The following is a 26,500-nucleotide window of genomic DNA, read 5'->3' as shown; positions in this document are numbered from 1 at the left end:
GTGTCCGGGGCCGGTGGATCAACTACCTATAGATACTAGTCGGCAGCTGCGGTGCGATCTTTAGAATGATCTAACAGAGTGTGGAGCTTGGAGCCGATTGTCTGGCAGGGGAGAACGAAGTCGACCGCCCCGGTTTGCAGGGCGGCTTTCGGCATGCCGTAAATGGCCGACGTGTCCTGGTCCTGGGCGATGGTGGTGCCGCCGATGCTCTTGATGTGGCGGATTCCTTCGGCGCCGTCCTTCCCCATGCCGGTGAGGACCACGCCGATGATCCTGCCGTGCAGCGGCTTGCTGAGCGAGGTCATTGCCACGTCGATGGAGGGACGGACGAAGTTGATCCGGTCCCCGGCGAAGAGGATCAGCCGGCTGTTCCCCTCCAGCCGCAAATGCATGGCGCCGGGGACCAGATAGACATGACCGGTCTGCAGATAGCTGCCGTGCTCCGCCAAGGTTACCGGCATCGTCGAAACGTTGTTGAGTCGCCTGGCAAAAGTCCGATCGGTGCCGGAGGGGATGTGCAGCACGATGATCACTGCGGCATTGAGGGGCGGCAATCCGGCGAAGATCGTTTCCAGGGTTTTGGGACCGCCGGTAGAGACGCCGATGATGACGATGTTACCGTTAAACAAGGGCGACTCCGGGTTCGAGCAGGCCGAGATAATAGGATACGGTGTCGAGCAATTCCTGGGGCGCGCACGGTTTGGCAACGTAATCGGCGACATACTCCTGCAGGCCGTTCATCTTTTCGTCCGGTTCATCCTTGGCCGTCAGCATGATGATGATATTGCCAGGGAAAAGGCCCCGCTGGACGATCTCCCGGATGGTGTCCCAGCCGTCCAGCCGCGGCATCATGATGTCCATGAGAATGATCCCCCGGAACCCCCGCTCAAGGTGGTCGAGGCATTCCTCGGCATTGGCGGCAATGACGATCTCCATGCCGCGGGAACGGAAAAAGATTTGGATCGCTTCCCTGATGAACGGCTCGTCGTCGACGAGCATGACTCTCCCGGTCATAGCTGTTCTCCCTCCATTGGATGTGCTCGGCCGGCTGCCGGCAGAGTGAACGAGATGGTCGTTCCCTGATCCTTGCCGGGGCTGGCGGCGCGGATCGTCCCGCCGTGATTGAGGACGATCCGCTTGCTGATCGACAGGCCGAGTCCCGGGGCGCCGGTTTCGTGGCGCGAATCGTCGGCCTTGTACAATTCGTCGAAAATATGTTCCGTCTGATGGGGTTCAAGGCCAATTCCCCGATCCTGAACCATTACCACAATCATCTCCTCCTGCCGGATGGCTTCCAGTACGATGGCGCTCTCCGGCGGGGAAAACTTGACGGCGTTGTCGAGCAGGTTGGCAAACAGCTCTTCGATCTGTGCCGGGTCGGCAAGGACGTCGAGGTCGCCGGAGATTCGGTTATCGAGGGTGATCCGTCGCCGGCCGGCCGTTTCGGCAAACTCGGTGCAGGAGCCGGCGGCGGCCGCGGTCAGGTTCACCGGCAGCAGCTCGTGGTGGGAAACGGCGGTTGTCAGGCGTGCCAGCTTCAGGTACTTGCCGGTGATATTCTGCATGTGCCGGGCGCTGTCGGTGCAGATTTCCGCCATGCGCCTGATTTCGCCGTCGTCGGCCATCTCGCGGATCAGCGGCAGCAGCAGGGTGAGTGGCGTCAGCGGGGTCTTCAGGTCGTGACCCAATCGGCTGATGAACATATCCTTCTGCTTGACGATGGTCGCCAGCCGGTTCTCGATCATGGTGAACTCGGTGACGTCCTGGGTACTGCCAACGATCTTCCAGGACAAACCATCGAAGGAGTACATTTCTCCCTTGCTGGTCATCCAGCGGAGCTCGCCGTCGGGGCGGATCAGTCGGAAAGTGACTTCGTAGCCGGTTCGCTCCCGGGTGGCACGCTCGATGGTCTCCCTGACCCGCTCCAGGTCCTCCGGATGAACCAGCCGGTAGAAGGCCTCCAGCGAGGGAATGGTGCCGGCTTTGGCAAGGCCGAAGATCCGGAACTGGTTCGCCGACCAGCTGCAGACCCCGCTGGCGGGGTCCCGTTCCCAGCTGCCCGCCTGGGCGAGCCGTTGCGCCAGGTCGCGGCTGCGATTGGCCTTGTGCAGACGCTGGCGGGAGATGAGGGCGAAAATGACCATCGTCAGCAAGCCGGCAATCAGCAGCCCTTCCATGATGGCATTGGCAGTGCTGTTCCGGAGCAGGTGCTGGACGTCGGGCAGGTCGGCGCTGACCTGCAGCTGACCGACCGGTTTGCCGTCGAAACCGGGGAGCGGCCGGAAAAACGTCAGCCGGTCCTTGCGGCGGGGCGCGGCGGCGGAGCCGTCGGTGGTCGTCGGCTCATCAAGGGTGAGGGAACAGCCGGTGAGCCGGCCAAGCTCTGCCAGCTGCCGCCGGTCCCAGAGGGTGCCGGCCAGCAGGTAACCGGCCGGTTGGCCCCGGCGCTGGGGGTCGTTCATGCCAAAGATGCCGGCGCCAAAGATTTCCATCACTCCCCGGTCGGTCCTGATGAAAAACCGCGGGAACGGGTTGCCGCCGGCGAAAACGGTCCGCACTGATTGAATGGGGAGAAGGAGCGTCTCCCGATGTGGCTGGCCCGGCTTCTCCTTGAACAGGGCATGGAGCAGCGTGCCGTCGGCGCGGTAGAGCCACAGCCCGTTAAAGTTGAAGGTTTCGAGGCTGACGTCGACCTCGTTCCTGACCCACTGCTCGGAGGGGTGCCGGACGTAGCGAACCATGTCGTCCCAGAGCGTGTAATCGGCCACCGCCTTGGCCAGCGGCTCCGTCCGCAGCCGGGTCAGTTGCTCGAAGATGGCCTTTTTTTCGGCGATCCGGCCGTTGACCAGCAGGTCGAGATCGCGGAAATCCCGATGGAGAAAGATCGACAGCCCGACAACGAGCAGCGCGGCCAGTGCGCCCAGGGCACTATTTCGTATAAATCCATCTCGCATGCTTACACTATCCGGGCGTGGCCCGGTCCTTGCCGCCGGCGGCGAAAAAGCGGAAACATCTTCTACTGCTTATCGGTGCCGCCGGCGGCTGCTTGAGCGGAATCGACCGAAAAGGCTGACCGATGAAGACTGGATTATCGGGGGAAAGGTATGGTAGATAATGGATACCGGAATAGTTCAGTCAGGGAGCCCGTCATGAAAAGGATTACGCTCGGCAGAACCGGCATCAGCATTTTCCCGCTGATTTACGGCACACTTCCCCTGGGGCCGTTACAGGCGGGACTTTCACCCGCCGAAGGGGGGCAATTGATTCGCCATGCCTTCGAACGGGGAATCACCATGCTCGATACTGCGACGATGTACGATACCTACCCCCATGTCCGGGAGGGCCTGGCCGGCTGGCGGGGTGAGGTGACCATCGCCACCAAGACCCATGCCGCCGACGCGGCGACTGCCCGTGCTCACGTGGAGCGGGGGCTGCGGGAGCTGGGACGGGAACGGCTCGACATCGTTCATCTGCATGGTGCCCGGATTGCCGATCCGTTCACCGAACGGGCGGCGGTGTTCGAGGAGCTGCTGCGGTTGAAGGACGAGGGGAAGATCGGTCATGTCGGGCTTTCCTCCCACTACATCAGCGCGATCCGCAAAGCGGCCGACCATCCCGAGATCGAGGTGGTCCACCCGCTGATCAACCGCACCGGGATGGGGATTCTCGACGGCTCGGCGGCGGAAATGGCGGCGGCGATCGCCGCCTGTGCGGCTGCCGGGACCGGGGTCTACGCGATGAAGGCGTTGGCGGGGGGGAACCTGATCTCCGAAGCGCGGGCGAGCATCGGTTACGTGATGGGGCTGGCCGGGGTGCACGGGGTGGCGATCGGGATGCTTTCCCCGGCCGAGGTCGAGGCCAACATCCTCCTCTTCGAGGAAGGGCGGAGCGAGGAAGAAACCTGGCAGGAGCTGGAGCGCCGCCGGCGCCGGCTGCGGATCATGGACCAGTTCTGCACCGGCTGCGGCAATTGCGCCGAGGGATGCGCCAGTAAGGCGCTGTCGGTCGTCGACGGCAAAGCGACGCTCGACGAATCGCTCTGCATCCTCTGCGGTTACTGTGCCGCCGCCTGCCCGCAGTTCATCATCCGGGTGGTGTGATGAGCGGGGGAGCGAAGTCCGACAAGACTGCCGTCCTCCTGCTGCAGATGGGGGGACCCGATTCGCTCGACGCCGTCGAGCCGTTTCTCGTCAATCTCTTTTCCGACCGGGACATCATCAAGATCGGTCCGGCGTTTCTCCAGCCGCTGATCGCCCGGCTGATCGCCAAGCGGCGATCGCGCAAGGCGGAGCGGAATTACGAGGAAATCGGCGGCAAATCGCCGCTGCGCGAGCTGACCGAGGCGCAGGCGCAGGCGCTGGAAACGCTCCTCGGCGACGGGTACCGCTGCTTCGTGGCGATGCGCTACTGGAAGCCGTCGACCATCGATGCCCTGGCCGCCATCAAGCGGGAGGGGATCTCCCGGATCATTGCCCTCTCCCTCTATCCTCACTACTCCCGGGCTACCACCGGTTCGAGCGTCAACGAGCTGAAACGGGTGCTGGGGGCGGCCGGGGTCTCGTTCGAGGTGGTCTACATCGACCGCTTCTACAACCACCCCGGCTATATCGACGCCCTGGAGGAAAAGATCCGCGAGGGGCTGGCGGCGTTTCATCCCCTGGCCGAGGTCGAGCTCCTCTTTTCCGCCCATTCGCTCCCCCAGTCGTTCATCGACGCCGGCGACCCCTACCTCGACCAGATTAAAGAAACCGTCCGGCTGGTGATGGAGCGCTTCGACGGGGTGCCGTACCACCTCGCTTTCCAGTCCCGGGCCGGGCCGGTCAAGTGGCTGGAGCCGTCGACCGAGGAGATGCTGGCGACCCTGGCCGCCCACGACTGCAAGAGCCTCCTGGTGGTTCCCCTCTCTTTCGTCTCGGACCACATCGAGACGCTTCACGAGATCGACATCCAGTATGCGATGGAGGCGCACAAACTTGGCTTCGCCCGGTTCCTCCGCGCTCCATCGCTCAACGATTCGCCGACCTTCATCGCCTGCCTGGCCGAGCTGGTGCGCCAGGCGGCGACGACGGCGGGAGACTAACTCGGGGAAGCCTGCTGGCTCTTGGAGACCAGGAAGTAGACGATGCCGAGGATCAGCAGGGTGCCGGCGAGGAAAACCTGGGTTTCGAGGGCGTCGTGGCGGAGGGTGGAGATGAGAATCTCCCGGATCAGGGCGACGATGATCACGCCGATGAAAACGAGGATGTTGAACCGTCCTCCCTTCAGGTTCTTGATCTCGTTGTCCATCAGTTCGATCATCATCCAGAGGATCAGCAGGGTGCCGAGGGCGGAGAGGATTCCCCGCTCGATACTTCCTTCGAGGATGTGCAGGAGTTCCCAGATAAACAGACCGACCACTGACAGCGAAACGCCAACCAGGGCGACCACCAGGACCAGGTTGAGGCCGTGGGTGAACCGCTCGGCGGCCTTGATCAGCTTGCTCTCCAGGCGGCGGGAGACGAAGACCTTGCGCATCTCCTCCTCCCGGTAGGAGGCGGTCATGATGTCGAGGTTGATGTCGAGAATCTTCTCCACCGCCTCGCGCAGCCGTTTCCGCTCGGTCAGGTCGGTGAAATTGTCCTGGATCAGGTTGAGGGCGAACTGTCGGACGATGTTCATGCCGACGTTGACATAATGGGCGTTGAGGCCGACCCGGACGTGGGCGGAGCCAATCTTCTGCAGGTTGTGGAGATACTGGTTGTCGTAAATACCGTCGAAAAGGGTGAGAAACCAGTTCTGGTGGGTCTGTTTCAGTTTTTCGAGGGTCGCCGGCTCCCTGATGAACTGGGCGGTTTCGGGGATGCCGAGCAGGTAGTCGTAAAAACGATCGGCCAGTTGCTCCTTGCTGGCGGCGGCCAGTGGCCGGAGCGAGGCGAGCAGTTCGGCGTCGTCTTCGGTGAAGAGGTAGTGGGCCTTGAGGACCTGCATGGTTATCATCGCGTACTCCTTGGAAATTTCGATCTACCCAAGTATAGGGCAAAGCCGGGCGAACGCAACCGGTGTATACGCCACGCCCGCACGAGCGGGCAGCGGAGGAGACCGTGTCGGCAAGCAAAACATGCGCAGTCTGCGGGAAACCGTTCACTCCGGAAGAGGTGCGGTCGCTCTACGCCGAAGCCGGGGAATGGCTTGCCGGCGAGGTCTGGCGCGATGCCGGCGAACTCTGCCCGAGCTGCCTGGAAAACCGGGCCCGGCTGGCGATGATGTACCTGCACGAATACAACACCTGAGGACAATTGGCGGAGCGGCCGGCCGCCCGTCGGGATGGAGAAGCGGATGGAACAGCTGACGATTGACGGAATAGCCCTTTCCCTGGCCGGGCCGGTGGACCTGTCCCTGCAGTGGGTCGGGCAGGACGAACTGCTGCAGCAGCTTTTGGCTGCCTGGATGGTGATCGACGAGCGGGATCTCCCGTTCAATCCCCGGCTGATCGGCAAGCCGGGAGTCGGCAAGACCACCCTTGCCTACGCCGCCGCCCGGCGGCTCGGCCGGCCGGTCTATCTCTTCCAGGCGACCATGGATACCCGGCCCGAAGATCTGATCATCACGCCGGTGATCGGCCCCGACGGCAAAATCCAGTATGCCGCCTCGTCGCTGGTCGCGGCGATGCTCAAGGGGGGAGTGCTGATCCTCGACGAGGGGAACCGGATGAGCGAGAAGGCCTGGGCGTCGCTGGCGCCGCTTCTCGACGACCGGCGTTACGTGGAGTCGATCATCACCGGGCTGCGGGTCCCGGCCCACCGGGATTTCCGGATCGTCGTCACCATGAACGAAGACGCTTCGACCTTCGAGATTCCCGAGTATATCCATTCACGGCTCCAGCCCCAGATCTTCATCGACTTTCCCGAAGCCGACGAGGAACTCTTGATCCTCCGGGAAAACCTCCCCTTCGCTCCGCCGCAGATTCTCCAGTACGTGGTCGACTTCCTCCAGCGGGCCCACGCCGCCGACGAGCTCTACTCGGTCCGCGACGGGATTAATATTGCCCGTTACGCCCTGAAGATGACCGCCGCCACCGGCCAGAAGACGGCGGCACTTCTTCCGCTGGCCGTCGAGCGGGTGCTCGGCGACGAAGCGCTGCGGTATCTCCACTAGCGACGGTCTTCCCATGCCCCACCGCCTTCACCTGGAAACTTTCGGTCCGGTCCACGCCCTGCCGATCCTCCATTACCGGCTGGAGTTCGCCCAACTGGTTCGGCAAGCGGTGGAGCACGTCAAGCCCGACTGCATCGCCCTGGAACTGCCGCCAACCCTTGAAGCGCCCTTTCTCCGGGGAGTGCGCCGCCTTCCCGAGATTTCGGTGCTCCATTACGAGACCGCGGCCCGGGCCGGCCGGGGAGAGACGGTCTACCTGCTCGTCGAGCCGGCCGATCCCCTGGCGGAAGCGGCGCGGCTGGCGCTGGAGCGGGCAATACCGCTCCGGTGCGTCGATGTCGATACCGATTCCTATCCCCGCCATGACGAGGCGCTCCCCGATCCCTATGCCGTCCAGCGGCTCGGCCTTGCTCCCTACTATGCGGAGTACCGGCAGGCGGCTGCTGTCCCGCCCGGCCCCGAGGACCGGCGGCGGGAGCGGGGGATGGCGTTCCGGCTCCAGCAGCTGGCGAAAGAATACGGCCGGATTCTCTTTCTTTGCGGGATGTACCATCTGGAGCGGGTGAAGGCGGAGTATGGCCTGCCCCAGGCGGCACCGCTGGAGCGGTTGCGGCGCAGCGGGGTGACCCTTTGCAACCTCCATCCCGATTCGTGCCGCGAAGTTCTCGGCGAGTTCCCTTTCCTGTCGGCGGTCTACGAGCTGCGGCGCGGGCCGCTCCCCGCCGAGCCGGCCGACGACAGTGCCGGTCTGCGCAAGCGGTTTAGCGCCTTCGAGCTGGTTGCCGGCGGGAAACGGGAGGTACCCGAAGCGGAGGTGCTGCGGCGGGCCATCGAACGGAGCGCCCGCCACGTCGGCCGCGAGGGGGAGTTTCCCGACCGGCAGCGTTGTATCCTCCGGCTCTTCCAGGAGGCCGCCCGCCACTACCGGCAGGAAACCGGCGAGCCGGTCCATCTCTGGCAAAAACGAGCCTTTTTCCGCTTCGCCCGCAACTATGCCCTGGTCAACGGGATGCTCCTCCCCGATCTCTTCCAGCTGCTGGCCGCCGCCCGCGGCTGCCTCGACGACAATTTCGCTTACGCCTTCTGGCGACTCGCCACCTGTTACCCATGGCAGCAGGTGGCCGCCGATCTTCCCACCATTACCATCTCCCCCGAGGAGTTGTGGGGGGGCGCCCGGCGCATCCGTTTCCGCCCCCGCGAAAAGCGGCACAAGGGACTTTCGCCGCTCGGCTTTCTCAAGCGGAAGCGGGAGAAGCGTCCCGGCGAATGGCTGGAAGGTTTCGACGACCCGGCAGTCTGCTCCTATCCGCCCGAAGACGTGGTGATCGAGGAGTATGGCCGGTTTCTCAAACAGAAGGGTGCGCTGCAGCTCTCGGAGGAGCTCTCCCGGACCGAGCCGTTCACCGCCTCGCTCCTCGACGGCATCGACCTGCGCGAGACCCTGCGCAACCTCGCCGACGGGCGGATCTACGTCCGCGAGCAGCAGCGGGCCAAGGGGGGGGTCGGCGGGGTGGTGGTGATCTTCGACGACGACCGGAACAACGTCAAATTTCCCTACCGGATGACCTGGCTCGGCGAGCATGACCAGGAATCGGACATGGCCTTTTACGCGACGCCACCGCCCGACAACGTGGTCGGCCCCGGCATCTGCCGTTGCGAGTACGGCGGCTTTCTCCTCTGCTACCCACCGCGGCGGATGATGGACGTCTGGCACGACCCGGACTACGCCTTCGCCCGGAGCAAGGCCGAGGTACTGCTTCTCGCCGCCCTCGACTACTCGGTGGAGAAGCATGTCGTCTATGTCGCGGCCCGGCCGCCGCGGAGCGCCTTCCGCCTGCTGGCGGCCCGACTCGGCAAGCAGATCGTCTATCTGCCGCTCGGCTCCCTCTCCCCCCCCAAGCTGAAACAACTCCGGGTCTTTCATATTCTCCACGGTCACGGCAAGCGGGAGATCGCCGCCGATTACATCTGGTAGGCAGCAGCGGGATTTCCCCCGAATTTCCGGTTGCTTCCGCCGTTTCGCCGGGTATACTTGACAGGAATTTATCCGCCGGAGGCCCGCATGTCCTGGTTCGGCTCCATGAAAATCAACGGCAAGTTTTCCCTGATCCTTACCGTTTTCTTCGCCATTTTGCTCGCTACCAACGCCGTCGACGACTATCTCCGCCAGCAGGGGCTGGTGCTCAGGGATGCGGCGGACAACGCCCGGATCTTGGCCCGACAGATCATCCAGGCCCGCGATTACATGTCGAGCGTGGTCCGCAACGAACCGGAGACCAACTACAACCTGGTGCCGCAGGTGGTTGCCACCCAGATTGCCAAGCGGATCACCGAGGGCAGCAAGTTCTATGTCCGCCAGGTGTCGCTCCGCTACCGCAACCCGGACAATCGTCCCGATCCTTTTGAAACGAAAGAGCTGGAAAGCTTTGCCCACGGCGGCGCGAAAGAAACTTACGGCGTAGTGAACGAGGGGGGGCGGCGGATGTTCCGCTATATGCTGCCGATGGAGGCGCAGCAGTCCTGCCTGCGCTGTCACGGGCGTTACGAGGATGCGCCGCGGTTTGTCCAGGTCCGTTTCCCCAAGGGACATCCTTCCTACAATTACCGGGTCGGCGAAGTGATCGGCGCCGTGTCGGTTTCCATTCCGATGGCCGACCTCTACCGGCAGATCGGCGTCAACCTGAAGCGCGATCTTGCCTACATCAGCGGTCTCTTCCTGCTGATCCTCCTGGTGATGAGCGCCTTGATCCATCGGTTCATCATCGATCCGGTCCGGTCGGTAGCGGCTTCGATCACCCGCGTTGCGGCCACCGGCAGCTTTTCCGACCGGATTCCCAAGCGTTCCGGCGATGAAATCGGTGAACTGGTCGACGCGTTCAACGAACTGATGGCGGAGCTGGATCGCAAGACCAAGCAACGGACCGAATCGGAGGATCGTTACCAGAACGTCCTGGAGATGGCCCAGTCGGCCATTGTCACCTTTCTGGCCGATGGCAAGCTGGTTATCACCAACCAGAAGGCGGAAAGGCTCTTCGGTCTGCCGAAAGGGGAGCTGCTCGGCGCTTCGATCTACAATTTCATCGAGGACGGCGAAACGGTCCAGGCGGCGGTTGCCGAGTTCCTGCGGCGGGGGAGCGGTGGGATGGTTGGTACGGCGACGCTCCACCGGGTGCATGATATCCGGGGAGAGGTAGCCGAAGTGGAGATGGCATTGTCGATGTCGAAATCGGATGACAATCCGCTCTTTACCGCCATTCTCCGGGAGCTGTCGGGCAAGCGCTCCGGCTGAGCGGATAAAAAAATGGCTGGCCGTTAGCGACCAGCCCGTCCGGAGCGGGGGACATTGCATTGAATCACAACTAACTCGAGGGGCCGACGGCGCGGGATCTCCCGGCGAGGGCGGCGTGCTCAGGCCGCTTTTCCAGCACGTCCAGGGTCACCTCTTCGGCCCATGCCGCCAGCTCGTCGCTGTTCCCGGCGAAGACGGCATCGGCCGCCCCCCTGGTGTCGGCCAGGTAAGTGTTGACCCGCGCCAGGGCATCCATCAGCCGCCGCATTGGCTTCGGGTCGGCTTCCATTCCTTTCGGCAGCCACTGCCACATTGCCAGTGCCTGGTCGAAGCAGGCGTCAAAAAGTTCCTCCAGTAGCGCCCCACCCTGTCGATCATCCTGCAACTCGCGGGAAATTTCGAACAACCGCTCGGTCATGGTTCCCATGCTTCCTTTCTCAGGCGGCCCTGCGCGGCGTCTCTCCCGGAACTCTGTGGAAATATTTCTTGGTAATTTTACTTGAGTGCCACGTCGAAAGCGTGTTAATCTGCAAATCAGCAATTTTTCGAACGGTATGGCACGATGATCTAAAGTTCACAGTAATATTATTTCTCTTTAGAGATATTTAGTCAATATAAAAATACACAGAGCGATATTTTATGCATTCAGAAATATCAATGGTGGCGACAGGTATCGGGCGGCGGATCAAGGCGCTTCGGCAGGCCAAGGGATTGACACAGAAGGAGTTTTCCGATTCGCTCGGCATTGTGCAAGGCTTCCTCAGTAGTATCGAGCGGGGGAAAAAAAGTCCGTCAGATACCTTGTTGATCGCCTTGTGCCATTACTACGGAATAAATAAGGAGTGGCTGACAACCGGCCGGGGGGAGATGGTCCGCTTGCCGGAGCGGGCGGGTGGGGCGCCTACCGGCGGCACCCCGTTATTGAAGGCTGTCCCGGCCGATTTCCCGACCGCGATCCCGCCGGAGGCGATCCAAGAGGTGGTTGCGCTGCCGGACGTGCCGCCGGGATGTTATGCCTTGGTCTGCTACGGTGATTTCATGGCGCCGACCATCCACGACGGGGACCTGGTGATCTTCCGGCCGCACGGTGAGCTGGGGCATGGCGTTATCGTTCTGGTCACCAATCGGTGGGGCGAAGCGATTCTCCGCCGCTACCGGGTGAAAGAAGGCGAGGTCTACCTGTCGCCCGACAACGCTGCCTATACCCCGTTCCGGCCCGATCCTGAAACGCGGATTCTGGGGACGGTCGTCCAGGTCTGGCGCAAAGTGAAGCTCTGAAGCTCCCCGCCGGCGGGGTACCGGTCAGCGGAGGTTGCGGCCGACCGGGCCGCGGGTTTTCTTTTTCTTCAGCCGGGCACCCGCTTTGAGCCGTTTTTCCGCCAGGGCGATCAACTGATCGTGGCTCCCCGCCCCTTCCTCGCCGGCGGCAGGGGCCAGCTGCCGGTAACTGCCGTCCGACTGCATCTCCCAGGCATTGCGCCGGTCGCGGAGATGGAGATCGAGGATCGTCCGCAGCTCCCGGCACAACTCCGGCGCCTCCACCGGCGCCATCACCTCCACCCGATATTCCAGGTTCCGCTTCATCGCATCGGCGGAGCTGATGAAATACTCCTCGGCGCCGCCGTTGCGGAAGTAGTAAACCCGGGAGTGTTCCAGAAAGCGGCCGACGATGCTCACCACCCGCACCGTCTCCGAGAGTCCCGGTACCCCCGGCCGGAGCCGGCAGCTGTCCCGAACGATCAGCTCGATCCGTACCCCGCGTTGGGCGGCCCGATAGAGCGCGGCGACGATCTCCGCGTCTTCCAGGGCGTTCATCTTGAACTGAATCAGGCCGGGGCTCTTCTCCGAATGGAGGGCCGCCTCCCGGTCGATTTTCGCCAGCAGCGCCCGCTTGAGGTGCTTGGGGGCCGGCAGGAGCTTGGCGTAGTGGCGCTTCGGCGTATAGCCGGTGGTCAGGTAGTTGAACAGCTCGGTGGCGTCGCGGCCGAAGTCGTCGTCGCTGGTCAACAGCCCCAGGTCGGCGTAGATCCGGGCGGTCCCTGGGTGGTAGTTGCCGGTGCCGATATGAACGTAGCGCCGCAGGCCGTCGTAATCCTGACGAACCACCAGGATCACCTTGCAGTGGGTCTTCAGCCCGACCACCCCGTAGGTGACATGGATCCCCGCCTCCTCCATCCGCTCGGCGAGCCGGATATTGGCCGCTTCGTCGAAACGGGCCTTCAGCTCGACCACCACCGCCACCTGCTTGCCGTTGCTTGCCGCATTGACCAGGCAGTCGATGATCCTGCTCTCGCTGGAGGTCCGGTAGAGGGTCATCTTGATCGCCCGAACCTTGGGATCGGCCGACGCTTCGAGGAGAAACCGCTCGACGGTGGTGGCGAACGATTCGTAGGGGTGCTGGAGGAGGAGCGAGCCGGCGTCGCGGATGACATGGAAGATGTTCCGCTCGGTCAGGAAACGGGGGTGATCCACCGGGTGGTGGGGGGGATCGCGGAGCGCCGGGTACTCGAGGGCGGCAATTTCAAAGAGATCGCGCTGGGCGAGCATCCCGGTCGCCTCGTAGACGTCGGCGGCTTCGTCCAGCGCCAACTCGGCGGCGAGCATCCCGCGGTGTACCACCTCCATCCCTGCCGCTACCTCCAGGCGGACAATCGGCGCAAAGCGCCGGTCCTGCAGCTCCGATTCGATCATCGCCAGCAGGTCGTCGGCCTGCTCCTCGTTCCGCTCGGTGTTGGCGTTGCGGGTCACCCGGAACAGCGCGCAAGAAACCACTTCCATCTCCGGGAAGAGCATGTCGAGGTTGTGGCGGATCAGCTCTTCGAGCGGGATGAAGCGCGAGCTGCTGCCGATCCGGATGAAGCGCGGCATTCCGGTGCCGACTGGGATCTTTACCCGGGCCAGCGACCGTTCCGCCTCCTTCGGGTAGCGGAGGGTGACCAGCAGATTGAGCGACAGGTTGGAAATGAATGGGAACGGGTGGGCCGGATCGATCGACTGGGGGGTGACCAGCGGATAGATGTTCCGGAAGTAGAAATCGCGCAGCTGCTTCCGCTCCCGGGCGGTCAGGTCGGCGTAGGTGAGCAGCTCGATCCCCTCCCGGCGCAGCAGCGCCAGCAGGTTGTCCAATAGCTGCAGCTTGGCCCCTTCCAGTTCCCGGACCACCGCCGAGCACTCGTCGATCTGCTGCCGCGGGGTGCGGCCATCCACCGTCAGGTATTGCAGGCCGGCGCCGACCTGCTGCTTCAGACCGCCGATCCGCTTCATGAAGAATTCGTCCAGGTTGGCGCTGACGATGGCAATGAACTTGAGCCGTTCGAGGAGCGGCGTCCGGCTGTCGGTCGCCTCGTGGAGGACCCGGCGGTTGAATTCAAGCCAGGTGAGCTCCCGGTTGAGGAACAGGTCCGGAGCCAGCGGGGGGGGAGGAGCCGTTGCTTCCGGATCGGTGTGCGGGCGCGGAGAGGGCATCGGTTACAGCCATCCTTTCTTTTTGAAAACGTAAAGCGGCAGGACCGCCGAGACGACGATCAGCACAAGGGCCAAGGGGTAGCCGTAAGAGAGCTCCAGTTCGGGAAGATGGCGGAAATTCATCCCGTAGATGCTGGCGATCAGGGTTGGCGGCAGGAAGATCACCGACATGACGGTAAAAATCTTGATTACCTTGTTCTGTTCGACCCCGAGATAATTGAGAAAAAGGTTCTGCAGGTAATCGAGCCGGTCGAAGTTGAAATTGGCTGAAATGATCAGGGAGTTCACGTCCTTGATCATCATGCTGAACTCCTTCTTCTGCCCTTCCGAGATGGTCGTGCTTTTCAGCAGTGACGAGAGGACCCGCTGTTTGTCGGTCAGATTGTCGCGGATGGTGATGTTGAAGTCCTCATAATCGGTGAGGTATTCGAGGAAGGTTCCCGGGTCGGCAAAAGATTTGAGATCCCGGCGACCGATGCTGACGATCTCCTTGGAGAGCGCCTCGAGGATATCGGCATCCATGTCGACCCGCATTGCCAGCATGCCGCTCAGGATGTCGGCGCCGTCGTGAAAAACCCGCGGGTTGAGGCGAAGCTTGCGGGAGAACTCGGTAAAGAGCCGCAGCTCGGCAAAGCGGATCGTCACGATCACCTGTCCCTTCAGGACGAACGAAACCGTCTCGTTGGCCAGCCCGTCGGCCTGCTTTACCAGGAAGTATGAGTTGATGGTAATCCCACCCTCATCTTCCCAATAGCGGGAGCTGAACTCGATCTCCTCCGATTCCTGACGGGTCGGCAGGCCAAGGCCGAACGCCTCTTCGACGGCGCTGCATTCCGCCGATGTCGGCGAGAGCAGGTCGAGCCAGACGAGCTCTTCCGCCGCCAGGGTCGCTAGTTGGGGCGGCTCGACGACTAGGGGGCGGAAGGTTTCTTCATTCCGGACAAAGGCTTTGATCATGCGGTCTCCTTTCCGGGGTGGGTGGGCGGCCCGGCGTTAAAGGCCGGCGATTTCGCGCCCCGCTGCCAGGAGCTCGCCGACCGTTGCCGGATCGCCTGCCTCACTGTAGAGCCGGAGCACCGGCTCGGTCCCCGAGGGGCGGATCAGCAGCCAGGAGCCGTCGCCGAAGATGAATTTGAAACCGTCGCGGAAATTCTCCCGCGCCACCGGCCGGCCGGCGATGGTGGTGAGGCCGCCGCCCCGGAGGCGTTGCACCAGCTGCTCCTTCGGGCCGTTGGCGATCGGCAGGTCGAGCCGCTGGTAGTAAAATGTGCCGATTTCGGCCATCGTCTCGTCGAGCAGTTGGCGGAGCCCCTTGCCGGTCATCGCCATCGCCTCAAGGAGCAAGAGCCCCATCAGGATGCCGTCCCGCTCGGGTATGTGCCCCTTGACGCCGAGCCCCCCCGACTCTTCGCCTCCCATCAGGATGTCGTGGTCGAGCATCAGCTCGCAGATATGCTTGAAGCCGATCGGCGTTTCGTGGAGCGGTACGCCGTATTTGTCGGCGAGAAGGTCGATCATCCGGGTGGTGGAGACGGTCTTGACCACTCCGCCCCGCAGCCCCTTCCGTTCGTAGAGATGCCGGAGCAGCACGGTGAAGATGCGGTGGGAAGAAAAGAACTCCCCCCGCTCGTCGACGGCGCCGATCCGGTCGGCATCGCCGTCCAGGGCCAGTCCCACCCGGTAGCTGCCGCTGCCGACCAGGGCCGCCAGTTCGGTCAGGTGTTCCTCGGTCGGTTCCGGCGGCTGGCCGCCGAAGGCCGGGTTCTCCGCACCGTGGATTTCATGGATGCCGGGGAGAAGTTCGCCGAAGAAGCCGGCGCCGGCGCCGTACATCGGATCGACCGCCACCGGAATCCGGGCAGCGCGGATCAGCTCCAGGTCCACATAGTGGCCGAGTTGCCGAAAGTAGCCGGCCTTGGCGTCGAACAGCGCCACGGTGCCGGCGGCGGTTGCCGCGGCGAACGGTATTGCCACCACCGGGCGGCCCGTCGCCTGATTCGCCGCCACCAGTTCTTCCAGCTGACTGGTGGTTGCCGGCCGGGCCGAGCCGCCAAAAGCCTCCTTGACCTTGAACCCGTTGTAGGCGGGAGGATTGTGGCTGGCAGTGATCATTACCCCGGCACCGGCGCCGAATTCGCGGACCGCCCAGGAGACCGCCGGCGTCGGGGCGTAGCCGTCGGTCAGCCAGACCCGGATGCCGTTGCCGGCGGCGATTTCCACCACCCGCTCGGCGAACTCCCGCGACAGGAAGCGCCGGTCGTAGCCGACGACGAGGCCGCGGGAAGCCAGCTCCTCCCGCTGCAGGTAATCCATGGTGGCCTGGGCCACCATGGAGAGATTGTCAAAGGTAAAATCGCGGGCGATAACGCCGCGCCAGCCGTCGGTGCCGAACTTGATCTGCACGAAAACCTCCTTGTCGGGTGAGCCACTTGGCACGTCGCCGCGCGAAAACGGCCGAGTGCCGACCGATTTTCCGGGGAAGCGGCCATAAAAGTCAACCATTTGTTTACTTTCATTCGCTGGGGAAATGGGATATGGTGGCGCCTAAATCCACTCTCTGGAGTACCTGTATACCATGTGCGGACGCATTTTCACCCCCTTCACCGTCGGCCGGTTCATTATCGTGCCGGAAGATGCCCCGCCACCGGGCGGTCCGGAGCTGCCGCTGATCATGGGGAAAAAGGGCGCCTTTGGCTCCGGCGAGCATGAAACGACCGCCAGCTGTCTGGAGGAACTGGCGCAGATCCCCGACCTTGCCGGGATGCACGCCCTCGACCTCGGCAGTGGCACCGGCATCCTGGCCATTGCCGCCGTCCGGCTCGGCGCGGCGACGGTGGCGGCGGTGGACATCGACTGGCGGGCGGCCGTTTCCTGCGCCGCCAACATCCGGCTGAACGGCCTGGAAGAACGGATCCATTCCGTCTGCGGCGAGCTGGCCTGTGTTGCCGGCCGGCAGTTCGACCTGCTGCTGGCCAACATCTACGCGGAGATTCACCTCGCGCTGGCCCCCGAAATGGTCCAGGCGGTCCGTCCCGGCGGCATTCTGCTCCTTTCCGGCATCCCTCTCCAGGACAAGTTCGACATCCAGCGCCGCTTCGGCGCCCTGGGGTGCGAGCAGCTCAACCTGCGGATCATGGAAGATTTTGTCACCCTGGTGCTGCGCAAGGGTTGACCTGACGGCGATTTTTCTCCACAATGGAGAATGGCAGGATCGCTCCTGCTGGGGGCGGGGAGCACGCAACACCCCTACCGCTTGCGGCAGCATACTGGGCCGGGTTCCCGACCGGAACCGGGCAGACGGAGGTTGGAAATGATGAAGAGAATGCTGGTGGCCCTGCTGTTGGGTGGCCTGTTCAGCGCCCTGCTTTTGGCCGGCAATGCCGATGCGGCGGGGAAGCGGCACAACCCGATGGTCCTCATGGAGACGTCCCTCGGTGCGATCAAGATCGAGCTCGATGCCCAGAAGGCGCCGGTGTCGGTGCAGAACTTCCTCGACTACGCGAAGAGCGGCTATTACGACGGAACCATCTTCCACCGGGTAATTCCCGGTTTCATGGTCCAGGGGGGCGGCTTTACCGCTGACCGGAAAATGAAGGAAACGAAAGCGCCGATCAAAAACGAGGCCGGCAATGGGCTGAAGAACGACCGGGGGACCATTGCCATGGCCCGGACCGCCAGCCCCGACAGCGCCACCGCTCAGTTCTTCATCAACGTGGTGGATAATAATGCCCTCAACCGCCCCAGCCCGGACGGGTACGGCTATGCGGTCTTCGGCCGGGTGGTCGAGGGGATGGACGTGGTCGACAAGATTGCCACCACCCCCACCCGGGCGCTCAACATGCTTTTCCAGAACCTGCCGATCACTCCGGTAGTCATCACCTCGGTAAAAATCGTCAAATAATTTCCGGCTCGGCCGGCGGCGCGGGCCACCCCTGCGCCGCCGTTTCCACCAGGCTGAAGGAGGTCGCCCGTGAAGAAGCGTTCCCTGCTGGCCGTCCCTACCCTGGCGCTGCTCCTGGCGGCGCCGGCCGTCTTCGCCGCCCCACCTTCCCCCGTTGCTCCCGTCGTCAGTAGTGAAGCCGACCAGACCGGCCTGGCCCTCACCATCTACAACGACAATCTCGCCCTGGTCAAGGACCGGCGGACGGTACGCCTCGGCACCGGGAACGGCGAGCTGCGCTTCATGGACGTGGCATCCCAGATCATCCCCGCCAGCGTCTCGGTAACCTCGCCGACCGGCGGCCTGCAAGTGTTGGAGCAAAACTACGAGTACGACCTCCTTTCACCGCAAAAGCTCCTCGACAAGTATGTCGGCAAGGAGGTGAAGCTCTACCAGAAAAATCCCCAGACCGAGCGGGAGGAAGTAGTGAGCGCTACGCTCCTTTCGACCAACGGCGGGCCGGTCTACCGGATCGGCAACGAGATAACCTTTGGCCACCCCGGCCGGGTGATCTTCCCCCGGGTTCCCGACGACCTGATCGCCCGGCCGACCCTGGTCTGGCTGCTGGCGAACAGCGGCAGCGGGCCACGGGAGCTCGATGCCTCCTACCTCACCGGCGGGATCGGCTGGCGGGCCGACTACGTGCTTACCCTGAACGAAGGGGACGATCTGGCCGACCTGGCCGGCTGGGTTACCATCGACAACCGGAGTGGCACCACCTACCGCAATGCCACCCTCAAGCTGGTAGCCGGCGACATCAACCGGGTGCCCGAGCAGCAGTTCAGAAAAGAGGCGCTGGTGATGCGCTCTGCCGCCGCTCCGGTGCCCCAATTCCGGGAAGAGGGGTTTTTCGAATACCACCTCTATACGCTGCAGCGGCCGTCAACGATCAAGGACAACCAGACCAAGCAACTGAGCCTGCTCCAGGCCGGGGGAATTCCGCTGCAGAAGGAGTTCGTCTTCAAGGGGGACGCCTTCTCCTACCTCAACCCCGCCGGTGAAGCGGCCGGCAACCGCAAGGTCGGGGTCTTCGTGGAATTTGCCAACCGGGCCGAAGAGCACCTCGGCCTGCCGCTGCCGAAGGGGATCGTGCGGGTCTACAAGCGCGATAAGGACGGTAGCCTGCAGTTCGTCGGCGAGGATACCATCGACCATACGCCGGCCAAGGAGAAAGTGCGGGTCAAGCTGGGGGATGCCTTTGACGTGGTGGGTGAGCGGCGCCAGACCGACTGGAAAAAGATTGCCAGCGATACCTACGAGGCCGCTTTCCGGATCATCCTGCGCAACCACAAGCAGCAGGATATCGCCATCCGGGTGGTGGAGCCGGTGCCGGGCGACTGGACCATCCTCTCTTCCACCGTCCCCTGCCGGACGGGCGAGGGCCACACCGCCGAGTTCACGGTGCCGGTGCCGAAGGACGGCGAGGCGATCCTCGACTATCGGGTGCGGCTCCGTTATTGAGGTGGGCCGCGGCCGGACGATACGACAAAGGCGGTGGGAATTCCCACCGCCTTTTGTTTTGTTCCCATCAATTGCGGGCGACCCGGCTAGGGGCAGGAGACCGGCAGGAAGGTGTCGTCGTATACCCCGGCGCAGCTGAGGAGACCGTTGTTGGCGATCCGGCCGCCGGCCAGGCGGGTATTGGCGATCCGGGTGGTGGTGCCGGAGTCGTTGTAAATGGTGAGGATGCTGCCGGTGATTGCCGATCCCTCCAGAAGCACCGTCCCGGACGAGGCGGTATAGATGCCGTTGCCGGCGGTGACGGTGGCGTTCCTGATCTCCGGTGAGGAATGAAGGTTGAAGATGCCGAAGGTGGTGTCGCTGCCGGTTACCGAGACGATGACATCGCTCAGCCGGGGGGCGGCCATCATGTTATAGATGCCGAAACTGCTCTTTTCCCCGTGAACTTCCACCGCCAGGTGGGAGAGGCGGGGCGAGGCGTTGCCGTTGAAGATGCCGACTACCTCGCCGTCAACACCGCCTGCTTCCACGGTCAGGTTGCGCAGCTCGGCCTGGGAGGCCCCGGCCACTACCCCGGCACTGCCGCCGCTGCCCCGCAGCCGGGTGGTCGTTTCGCCACTCCCTTCGATATCGACGTATTCCTTCATAACCAGCGTCGCCAGACCCAGGTCGTAAATCCCCGGCATGATCTTCACCAGGTAGGGGTTGTCGGCGCTGGCGTCGCTGATGGCGTTGAGTGCTTCGAGCGGGTTGGTGAAGTCGCCGCCGCTCCGGGCGACGACGATCACGTTGGCCGGCTTTTTGAGTCCGGGATGGGTGTGGTTGCCGGCGGCCACCATCTCCGGGCCGGTACCGACCGGTAACCGGGCGATGTCGATCGTCCCCTGGACGATGTCGGCGGCATCGTGGCCGTGCCGGCCGAGTTTGGTGCCGGCGATCGGGCCGGTGATCTTGGCATCGGTGACCGCCCCGTCGGCGATTTTGGGGGTCGTGACCGCGCCGAAGCCGAGCTTGGCGTCGGAAACCGCCCCGTCGAGGATCTTGCTGTTGGCGATGCTGTTGGGGGCGATGGCCCGGTAGGTGACGGCACCGTCGGCAAGCTGCTCCGCGGAAACCGTGGCGACGGGGGGGCCGGCGGCGGCGCTTTCGCCGGCGAATGCGGCGAGCAGCGTCAGTACGGCAACCATCATATGGTTGATAGATTTTCCCATCGTCTCCTCCGCGGCTTGATTGTCCCTGTCGCTCTTCGCTGGCGGTCACGCTTTAAGAGTTTTTCATCATAGCATACCGTGGTGTCGGCGGGCCAGCGATTTGCGTGTTACCGCCGTTCCCGCCTGACGAAGAGGAGCGCCACATTGCCGGCGGTAAAGAACAGTGCCCCTACCAGCGCCCAGCTGGCGCCCGGTTCGCGGTGGATTTCCAGCAGGGCGGCCCGGTACGGAACGAGTTCCACCTGCTTCAGGTAAATGCCGAAACCGCCATGGAACAGAGGATGGTTGGGGCTGACGGTGACGGCCGTTTCGCGGCCGCCGCTGGCGGTCAGCAGCTGGGCCCGGTAATCGCTCGGCATTCCCATCGGCCCGGGGACGGCATCGAGTGCCGCAACCCGGACCGTGCTGCCGTCGGGAAAGCCGATCACCGCCCCCTCCTCCACCTGCAGTGCCTCATGGGCTCCGCCGCTGGCACTCAGCAGGTGGGCGAGGACGATGAACAGAAAGCCGAGATGCATCAACTGCGGCGCCAGCAAGGCGACGGGGCCGCTCTTACCGGCCCGGCGGCGCAGCGCCTCGACGCTGCAGAGGAGCGTGTTCACGACCAAGAGCGCGAGCAGCGCCAGGGTCCCCCAGAGCCACCAGGTCAGGGCGAACGGTGCCGCGCCGAGCCAGGCGAACAGCGCCATCTCGTTGATGCCGCTCCCTTCGCCGGCGGCCACCGAGCCGCTCGCCAGGAGCGCCATCACCCCGCCCATCAGCCAGAGGCCGAGGGTCAGGGAGGCAAGACGTTGATAGAGCCGTGCCAGCATCGGGGTCCTCTCTGTCAGAAACTGTGGGAGCTGCGCATCAGGATGCTCACTCCAAGATAGGTGAAAAGCGCCACGGCAAAGGTCACGATCCCTCCCCAGGCGGCCAGCCGGTCCCCTCCTCCGCCCCGCAGCCGTAGATGGAGGAAGAAGGTGGCGCAGAGCCAGAGGATAGAGGTCCAGAGCTCCTTGGGGGTCCAGAGCCAGTAGGTGCCCCAGGCGTAATAGCCCCAGATCCCTCCCGCGACCATCGAGGCGGAAAAGAAGCTGTAGCCGACAAGGAGTGCCCGGTACTGGAGATCGAGCAGCCGCCGCTCGCCGCCGTTCAGGAAGACGGCGCCGCCGACGGCGCCGATGCCGAACAGCGCATAGGCAAAGAAGGCCAGTGCTACATGGAGTTCGAACCAGAAGGTCCGGAGCACCGGCGGCAGTGGCATGGCAAAGGCGGGAAAGAGGAGCGCCAGCAGGGCGAACAGGGCGGCCAGCAACCCGGCCCCCCGACGAAAGCCGGCCGAGTCGGGCGCCGCCGGTGCGAACAGGAACGGCAGGGCCATCAGGCCGAGCGATACCGAGAAAAACGCCAGGGTGTCGTGGGGGCCGACCAGGGGGAGCCGGCCGAGGGCAATCCCCCGCCCGGCCAGATAGGCGGCTCCCGCCAATAGACCGCCGGCGAAGAGGGGGCGCTTGAACGAGCCGCACAGGTAGAACCCGGCGGAGACGATGAGGAGCCACTGCATGGGACCGTCCCGGAAGAAGGTATGCTGCCGTATCGGCTATAGCATATTTGCCCCGCGAAGGGAAGCCGGCGGGGCAGTAGGGCGGATTGCCCTTGAGTTATCGGCCGTTTAACGGTAGTCTCGGACAGCGCCGGCGGCCTCGTCGGCCGTACCCCCTACCCTCCCGGGAGCCCCATGCGGAAGCGCTGGAGAATATTTGCCGTTCTGGCCCTCATGTATCTGGTTGCCTACTTTTACCGGGTCTCGATGGCGGTGGTGGCAAAGGACCTGGCTGCCGAATTCCAGCTCCCCGCGCCGCGGATCGGCATCCTATCCGGCGCCCTCTTCTATGCGTTCGCCCTGGCCCAGATCCCTCTCGGGCCGCTGCTCGACCGTTTCGGCGGCCGGCGGATCGTCAGCCTGTTCGGCCTGCTCACTGTCGCCGGCTCGTTCCTCTTCGCCCTGGCACCCGGCTTTCTGCCGCTTTTGGCCGGGCGGCTCCTGATCGGCGCCGGCACCGCCGCGGTTTTGATGGGGGCGCTGAAGGTCTTCACCCGCTGGTTTTCCCCCCGCGAATATGCCACCGTCTCCGGCCTGATCGTCGCTGTCGGCAACCTGGGGAATCTCACCGCCACCGCACCCCTCGCCTGGGCGGTTTCCCTGGCGGGGTGGCGACCGCCGTTCGTCGCCGTGGGGGCGGTCCAACTGGCGGTCACGCTGCTGGTCTTCGCCGTGGTTCGCGACGCGCCACCCTCCCCATCTGCGGCTGGTGCGGCAGGGGCCGCTGCAACGCCGGCGGCCGCCACCCCTCTTGCCGACTGGGGAACTGTCTTCAGAACCCCTTCGTTCTGGCTGCTGGCCCTGCTCGCCTTTTTCTGGTACGCCGGCTATATGGCGCTGCAGGGACTCTGGGGCGGCCCCTGGCTGATGGAGATTCTCGGTCTGTCACGTACCGGCGCCGGCCGGCTGCTGCTCCTCGTCTCCACCGGCTTCATCACCGGTTGCCTGGGGCTCGGTACGGTCGCCGACCGGCTGTTCAAGTCGCGGAAACGGACGCTTTTGGCCGGCCAGGGGCTGCTGCTCGGCCTGTTGACCCTCACCCTCGGCCCTGCCGAGCGGCTTTCCGGGCCGCTGCTCGCCCTGCTGTTCTTCGCCTTTGGCCTGGCGGTCTCCTCCGGGGTGACCATTTACCCGATGGTCAAGGAGATGTTCCCGCCCCGCATTTCCGCCACCGCCAGCACCGCGCTCAATTTTTTCGTCCTGACCGGGGCGGCCACCGTCCAGCAAGCGATGGGGCTGGTGATTGGCCGCTTCCCGCGCGGCGCCGCCGGTTATCCGGCTGCCGCCTATCACAGCGCCTTTCTCATCCCGGTCTGCGGGCTGGCCATGGCCTGGACGCTGTTCCTCTTCGTTCGCGATACCACGCCCGGCAAGCATTGAAAGGGGTGGTCAATCGGGTCCGCTTCTGTTATAACAAGCTGTTGAAAAACGTCAGCAGGAGGCCGAGATACCGGCCAGCGAGCAAGAAACCGGGGCGGACCGAGGGGTGTGTCGAGGTTTCGCGCGGGCGGCAATGATGCCAGCCCGGCTCGGTCATGGTTTTACGATGCCTGATAACCAGGGAGCCGGCTTGTGTCTCCCGGCTTCGCACTAATCGATTCAGGAGGAAACGATGCAACGGCTTGCGCAATGGCTTCTCGTGACGGTTCTGGCACTCACCGCCTTCGGCTGTGCCCACAATCCTTTCAACATCCCCCGCGACAGCTATGAACAGAAAGTGAAAGTGCTCGGCGTCGCCCCGATCTTCGTCGACACCGATTCGGACATCCGCCACCCGGAAAAGGAGGCGCTGCTCGCCCTGGTCAAGGAGTTCAACAAGAAGAACGAAAAGGAACTGGTAACGATGATCAAGGATACGGGCGCCTACTTCTCGGTCCGCTTCATCGATGCCGCCGACCCCGACCAGCTGTTCCGGACGCTCCTCTACCGCGACGAACGGCGCGACGATGCCGGGGTGGCCTATAACAAGCAGTTCTACAAGACCGACGAAATCCGCAACCTGATCACCCGGAACAACGTCGACGCGGTACTCCTGGTGGTGGTCAGCGGCCTGACCAAGCGGGACCGGCTCTTTTCCAGCAACTTGCTCAAGTATCTGGATGCCGATTATAACGACCTGATCATGACCGCCCAGGTTCTCGACGCCAACGGCGTTACCCTTTGGGAATACCCCAACTTCCGGGTTGGCGGCCCGAGCACCCCGGTCCTGGCCGAACTCCAGTATCCCGACTTCGACGAGGCGGGAGCCAATCTCGACGAGCGGGTCGATGTCAAATTCAAGACCATTCCGGGGCTGGCCCGCTATCTCGGGCAGAAGGATAAGGACCTGCTGTTCCGCGAGCGGAAGGCGACGGCCCCCTATTATCGCCTTTTCGACGACATGGTGGGGATTCTCAAACCGCCGTTCCGGCTGTTCGGCGAGGACAAGCAGCAGGCGGTGACGCCGTCGCCCGCTCCGCCGGCCGCCGTCCAGCCGGTTGCCCAGCCGGTTGCCACGCCAGCGGTGCCGCCGGCGACCACACCGACGGCAACGACGCCGCCGGCTGGCAGTGCGCCGACGGCCGCGCCGGCCGACAGCACGGCGATTCCGGAACCGACCCCGATCCGGGAAGTGCCGCTCGATACCAAGTAACGGAATCCGGGGTGAGCAACGAAGCCCGCGCCGGCAGGAACGGCGCGGGCTTTTTTTGCCCTGCCGCCTTGCCGCCGGCAGGCCGCTTCGTATAGAATGAAAGCAAGGAATGCCTGCCCCGTGGCCGGGCCGGCGAACGGCCGGCCACGAACGGAGGAACCATGCGCCAGCGCGACTTCGTGCCGCGAAAGGTCTATCTCGCCGCCTCCTGGATGGCCCCGGTGGGCCGTTATGACGGCCGGCACCGGGAAGAACTCTCCTTCCTCGATCTTGCGGAAAGGGCCCGGGCGGTCTTTGCCGGCTCGCCCATCCGCCCGGAACAGATCGAGGCGGTGGTGGTCGGCTCCCAGAGCCCGGTGGCCTTCTCCGGTGTCGACAATACCGCTGCCAAGATCGCCGGGGTGGTCGGCGTTTCCGGCGCCAAATCGGTGCTGATCGATACCGCCTCATCCTCCGGAGCCTCTGCCTTCGAGAACGCCTACCTGCAGATCGCCTCCGGCCGCTGCGACCATGTGCTGGCCATCGGCATCCAGAAGATGAGCGATGCCGCCACCGCCGAGGCGACCCGGATCGTCGCCGGGGTGATCGACCGGGACGAGGCGGAATTCGGCCTGACGATGCCCGCCTGCGGCGCCCTGGTGGCCCGGGCGCTGATGGAACGCCTCCGCCTGTCGCTCGACGAGTGGACCGCTTTCTCGGCGCTCCTCACCCAGCGGGCCCAGCGTTTCGCCGCCCGCAACCCGGAGGCGCACCTGCAGCAGGAGATTCCGCTGGAGGAGTATTACCGGCAGATCGTCAACGGCAGGAACTATCGCTACTGGTGGCCGCTCCGCTACCACGACTTCTGTCCCATGTCCGACGGCGTCGCCGCGGTGATCCTCTCGGCCGAGCCCCAGGAGGTGCTGGTCGCCGGACTTGGCAGCGCCACCGACATTCCGACCATTGCCGACCGCCCCTACTTCCACTCCTTTCCCGCCACCGTCGCCGCGGCCGCCGAGGCCTACGGGATGGCGGGAATCAAGGATATCCGCACCTTTGCCGGCCGGATTCACGTCAACATGCACGATCCGTTCAATGGCTTCGGCCCGATCAACATGGTCGATCTCGGTTTCGTCTCCCGGGGCCGTCTCCTCGATGCCCTGCTCGACGACCGGTTGACCGGCGAACAGGGGCTCTTCCCGACCAACCTGACCGGCGGGCTGAAGGGGCGGGGCCACCCGCTCGGCGCCACCGGGATGATCCAGGTGGTGGAGAATCACCGGCTGATCACCGCCGGTCGCTTTGCCGCCGGTCTCTCCCATTCCATCGGCGGACCGATCAACAACAACATCGTCATTCTGCTGGAGCGGAGCGACAGCCATGCGCGGCGCCGGCCCGAGCCGTTCCGGCCGTGGGGAGTCCCGGCGCTCGGCCGGCTCAAGCCGAAAGAGGTAACCGTCGACCGGCTGCTGGCGGAAAACGGCGTTGTCGCAGGGACCTTTGTCACGGCCACCACCCGCTTCCACCACAAGAGCGGCGAGCCCGAGGCGACCGTGATGATCGTTGCCTGCCGGGCGGCCGACGGCAGGAACTACCGGTTCCTTTTCGGCATCGGCGGTGAGAACTACGAACAGGTCGCCGCCCTCGCCGCCGGCGAGCGGATCAGCCTGGAGCGGAGCGAGGGGCAGATCCTGATCAACCGGATGCCGGTAAAGCGGTTCTATCAGCGGACCCTTGACGGGTTGGTGGAACTGGCCGGCAGCGGCTGGAAGAAGCTGACCGGAAAAAGCTGATCATCTATCAG

At 64.1% G+C, this 26,500-nt stretch carries 24 protein-coding genes; 13 read left to right on the top strand and 11 right to left on the bottom strand.

The window, feature by feature from the left end:
- Positions 1 to 35 precede the first annotated feature (35 nt).
- From QMN23_RS19505 to QMN23_RS19495, 3 genes are read right to left on the bottom strand one after another with little or no spacing between them, the layout of a single operon-like run.
- A complete protein-coding gene (locus tag QMN23_RS19505) occupies positions 36 to 629 on the bottom strand; it encodes a CheB methylesterase domain-containing protein (RefSeq protein WP_282001008.1) in 594 nt (197 codons plus the stop codon).
- Positions 622 to 1,014 (bottom strand): response regulator, encoded by a 393-nt coding sequence (locus QMN23_RS19500; RefSeq protein ID WP_282001007.1) that lies wholly within the window; start codon positions 1,012 to 1,014, stop codon positions 622 to 624. Before QMN23_RS19500 ends, QMN23_RS19505 begins: the two co-directional genes overlap by 8 nt.
- Positions 1,011 to 2,954 carry an ATP-binding protein gene (locus QMN23_RS19495; protein WP_282001006.1) on the bottom strand — a complete coding sequence of 648 codons (1,944 nt, stop codon included), beginning with the start codon at positions 2,952 to 2,954 and terminating at the stop codon, positions 1,011 to 1,013. The genes QMN23_RS19500 and QMN23_RS19495 overlap by 4 nt, the downstream gene beginning before the upstream one ends.
- A 195-nt stretch (positions 2,955 to 3,149) precedes the next feature.
- On the opposite strand from QMN23_RS19495, the gene QMN23_RS19490 reads away from it, so the two are divergent.
- Positions 3,150 to 4,100: an aldo/keto reductase gene (locus tag QMN23_RS19490; RefSeq protein ID WP_282001005.1), complete on the top strand. Its 951-nt coding sequence runs from the start codon at positions 3,150 to 3,152 to the stop codon at positions 4,098 to 4,100.
- A complete protein-coding gene (hemH, locus tag QMN23_RS19485; RefSeq protein WP_282001004.1) occupies positions 4,100 to 5,080 on the top strand; it encodes a ferrochelatase in 981 nt (326 codons plus the stop codon). Before QMN23_RS19490 ends, hemH begins: the two co-directional genes overlap by 1 nt.
- On the opposite strand, the gene QMN23_RS19480 is transcribed toward hemH, so the two are convergent.
- Positions 5,077 to 5,976 (bottom strand): protoglobin domain-containing protein, encoded by a 900-nt coding sequence (locus QMN23_RS19480; protein WP_282001003.1) that lies wholly within the window; start codon positions 5,974 to 5,976, stop codon positions 5,077 to 5,079. The genes hemH and QMN23_RS19480 overlap by 4 nt on opposite strands.
- A gap of 104 nt (positions 5,977 to 6,080) precedes the next feature.
- Here QMN23_RS19480 and QMN23_RS19475 point away from each other — a divergent pair, with 104 nt between their 5' ends.
- The 4 genes from QMN23_RS19475 to QMN23_RS19460 all read left to right on the top strand — a co-directional run bounded on the left by QMN23_RS19475 (position 6,081) and on the right by QMN23_RS19460 (position 10,423).
- Complete coding sequence (locus tag QMN23_RS19475) at positions 6,081 to 6,269, top strand: hypothetical protein (protein ID WP_282001002.1); 189 nt, start codon at positions 6,081 to 6,083, stop codon at positions 6,267 to 6,269.
- A gap of 46 nt (positions 6,270 to 6,315) precedes the next feature.
- Complete coding sequence (locus tag QMN23_RS19470; protein WP_282001001.1) at positions 6,316 to 7,134, top strand: AAA family ATPase; 819 nt, start codon at positions 6,316 to 6,318, stop codon at positions 7,132 to 7,134.
- 13 nt (positions 7,135 to 7,147) lie between these two features.
- A complete protein-coding gene (locus tag QMN23_RS19465; protein ID WP_282001000.1) occupies positions 7,148 to 9,109 on the top strand; it encodes a hypothetical protein in 1,962 nt (653 codons plus the stop codon).
- Between the two features lie 87 nt (positions 9,110 to 9,196).
- Positions 9,197 to 10,423, top strand: coding sequence for a c-type heme family protein (locus QMN23_RS19460; RefSeq protein ID WP_282000999.1), 1,227 nt, complete (start codon positions 9,197 to 9,199; stop codon positions 10,421 to 10,423).
- A 70-nt stretch (positions 10,424 to 10,493) separates the two neighbouring features.
- Here the strand turns inward: QMN23_RS19460 and QMN23_RS19455 are convergent, their stop codons facing one another.
- Entirely contained in the window at positions 10,494 to 10,850 is a 357-nt protein-coding gene (locus tag QMN23_RS19455; RefSeq protein ID WP_282000998.1) for a hypothetical protein, read from the bottom strand.
- A gap of 212 nt (positions 10,851 to 11,062) precedes the next feature.
- Between QMN23_RS19455 and QMN23_RS19450 the strand changes: the two genes are divergently transcribed.
- Complete coding sequence (locus tag QMN23_RS19450) at positions 11,063 to 11,701, top strand: LexA family protein (RefSeq protein WP_282000997.1); 639 nt, start codon at positions 11,063 to 11,065, stop codon at positions 11,699 to 11,701.
- Between the two features lie 24 nt (positions 11,702 to 11,725).
- Here the strand turns inward: QMN23_RS19450 and ppk1 are convergent, their stop codons facing one another.
- From ppk1 to QMN23_RS19435, 3 genes are read right to left on the bottom strand one after another with little or no spacing between them, the layout of a single operon-like run.
- A complete protein-coding gene (ppk1, locus tag QMN23_RS19445; RefSeq protein WP_282000996.1) occupies positions 11,726 to 13,888 on the bottom strand; it encodes a polyphosphate kinase 1 in 2,163 nt (720 codons plus the stop codon).
- Between the two features lie 3 nt (positions 13,889 to 13,891).
- Positions 13,892 to 14,845 (bottom strand): magnesium/cobalt transporter CorA, encoded by a 954-nt coding sequence (gene corA, locus QMN23_RS19440; protein WP_282000995.1) that lies wholly within the window; start codon positions 14,843 to 14,845, stop codon positions 13,892 to 13,894.
- 36 nt (positions 14,846 to 14,881) lie between these two features.
- The gene (locus tag QMN23_RS19435) at positions 14,882 to 16,291 is read right to left on the bottom strand and encodes a phosphoglucomutase/phosphomannomutase family protein (RefSeq protein WP_282000994.1); all 1,410 of its coding nucleotides are present in this window, start codon (positions 16,289 to 16,291) and stop codon (positions 14,882 to 14,884) included.
- 172 nt (positions 16,292 to 16,463) lie between these two features.
- Between QMN23_RS19435 and QMN23_RS19430 the strand changes: the two genes are divergently transcribed.
- From QMN23_RS19430 to QMN23_RS19420, 3 genes are all read left to right on the top strand, one after another.
- Complete coding sequence (locus QMN23_RS19430; RefSeq protein ID WP_282000992.1) at positions 16,464 to 17,060, top strand: 50S ribosomal protein L11 methyltransferase; 597 nt, start codon at positions 16,464 to 16,466, stop codon at positions 17,058 to 17,060.
- Between the two features lie 138 nt (positions 17,061 to 17,198).
- The gene (locus tag QMN23_RS19425; protein WP_282000991.1) at positions 17,199 to 17,789 is read left to right on the top strand and encodes a peptidylprolyl isomerase; all 591 of its coding nucleotides are present in this window, start codon (positions 17,199 to 17,201) and stop codon (positions 17,787 to 17,789) included.
- Positions 17,790 to 17,858: 69 nt separating this feature from the next.
- Positions 17,859 to 19,289, top strand: a complete 1,431-nt coding sequence (locus tag QMN23_RS19420) for a DUF4139 domain-containing protein (protein WP_282000990.1) — start codon at positions 17,859 to 17,861, stop codon at positions 19,287 to 19,289.
- A gap of 86 nt (positions 19,290 to 19,375) precedes the next feature.
- Here the strand turns inward: QMN23_RS19420 and QMN23_RS19415 are convergent, their stop codons facing one another.
- The 3 genes from QMN23_RS19415 to QMN23_RS19405 form a co-directional block, all read right to left on the bottom strand.
- Positions 19,376 to 20,500, bottom strand: coding sequence for a hypothetical protein (locus QMN23_RS19415; protein ID WP_282000989.1), 1,125 nt, complete (start codon positions 20,498 to 20,500; stop codon positions 19,376 to 19,378).
- Positions 20,501 to 20,607: 107 nt separating this feature from the next.
- Complete coding sequence (locus QMN23_RS19410; protein WP_282000988.1) at positions 20,608 to 21,312, bottom strand: cytochrome C biogenesis protein ResB; 705 nt, start codon at positions 21,310 to 21,312, stop codon at positions 20,608 to 20,610.
- Between the two features lie 14 nt (positions 21,313 to 21,326).
- The gene (locus QMN23_RS19405) at positions 21,327 to 22,046 is read right to left on the bottom strand and encodes a cytochrome c biogenesis protein (protein WP_282000987.1); all 720 of its coding nucleotides are present in this window, start codon (positions 22,044 to 22,046) and stop codon (positions 21,327 to 21,329) included.
- 174 nt (positions 22,047 to 22,220) lie between these two features.
- Between QMN23_RS19405 and QMN23_RS19400 the strand changes: the two genes are divergently transcribed.
- From QMN23_RS19400 to QMN23_RS19390, 3 genes are all read left to right on the top strand, one after another.
- Entirely contained in the window at positions 22,221 to 23,465 is a 1,245-nt protein-coding gene (locus tag QMN23_RS19400) for an MFS transporter (RefSeq protein WP_282000986.1), read from the top strand.
- Between the two features lie 232 nt (positions 23,466 to 23,697).
- Positions 23,698 to 24,717: a hypothetical protein gene (locus QMN23_RS19395; protein ID WP_282000985.1), complete on the top strand. Its 1,020-nt coding sequence runs from the start codon at positions 23,698 to 23,700 to the stop codon at positions 24,715 to 24,717.
- A 161-nt stretch (positions 24,718 to 24,878) separates the two neighbouring features.
- Entirely contained in the window at positions 24,879 to 26,489 is a 1,611-nt protein-coding gene (locus QMN23_RS19390; protein ID WP_282000984.1) for a thiolase family protein, read from the top strand.
- Positions 26,490 to 26,500 lie beyond the last annotated feature (11 nt).

Origin of the sequence: Geotalea uraniireducens (genome assembly GCF_027943965.1) — a bacterium.
GTDB lineage: Bacteria > Desulfobacterota > Desulfuromonadia > Geobacterales > Geobacteraceae > Geobacter > Geobacter uraniireducens.
This window is presented reverse-complemented; position numbering and strand designations above follow the sequence as displayed.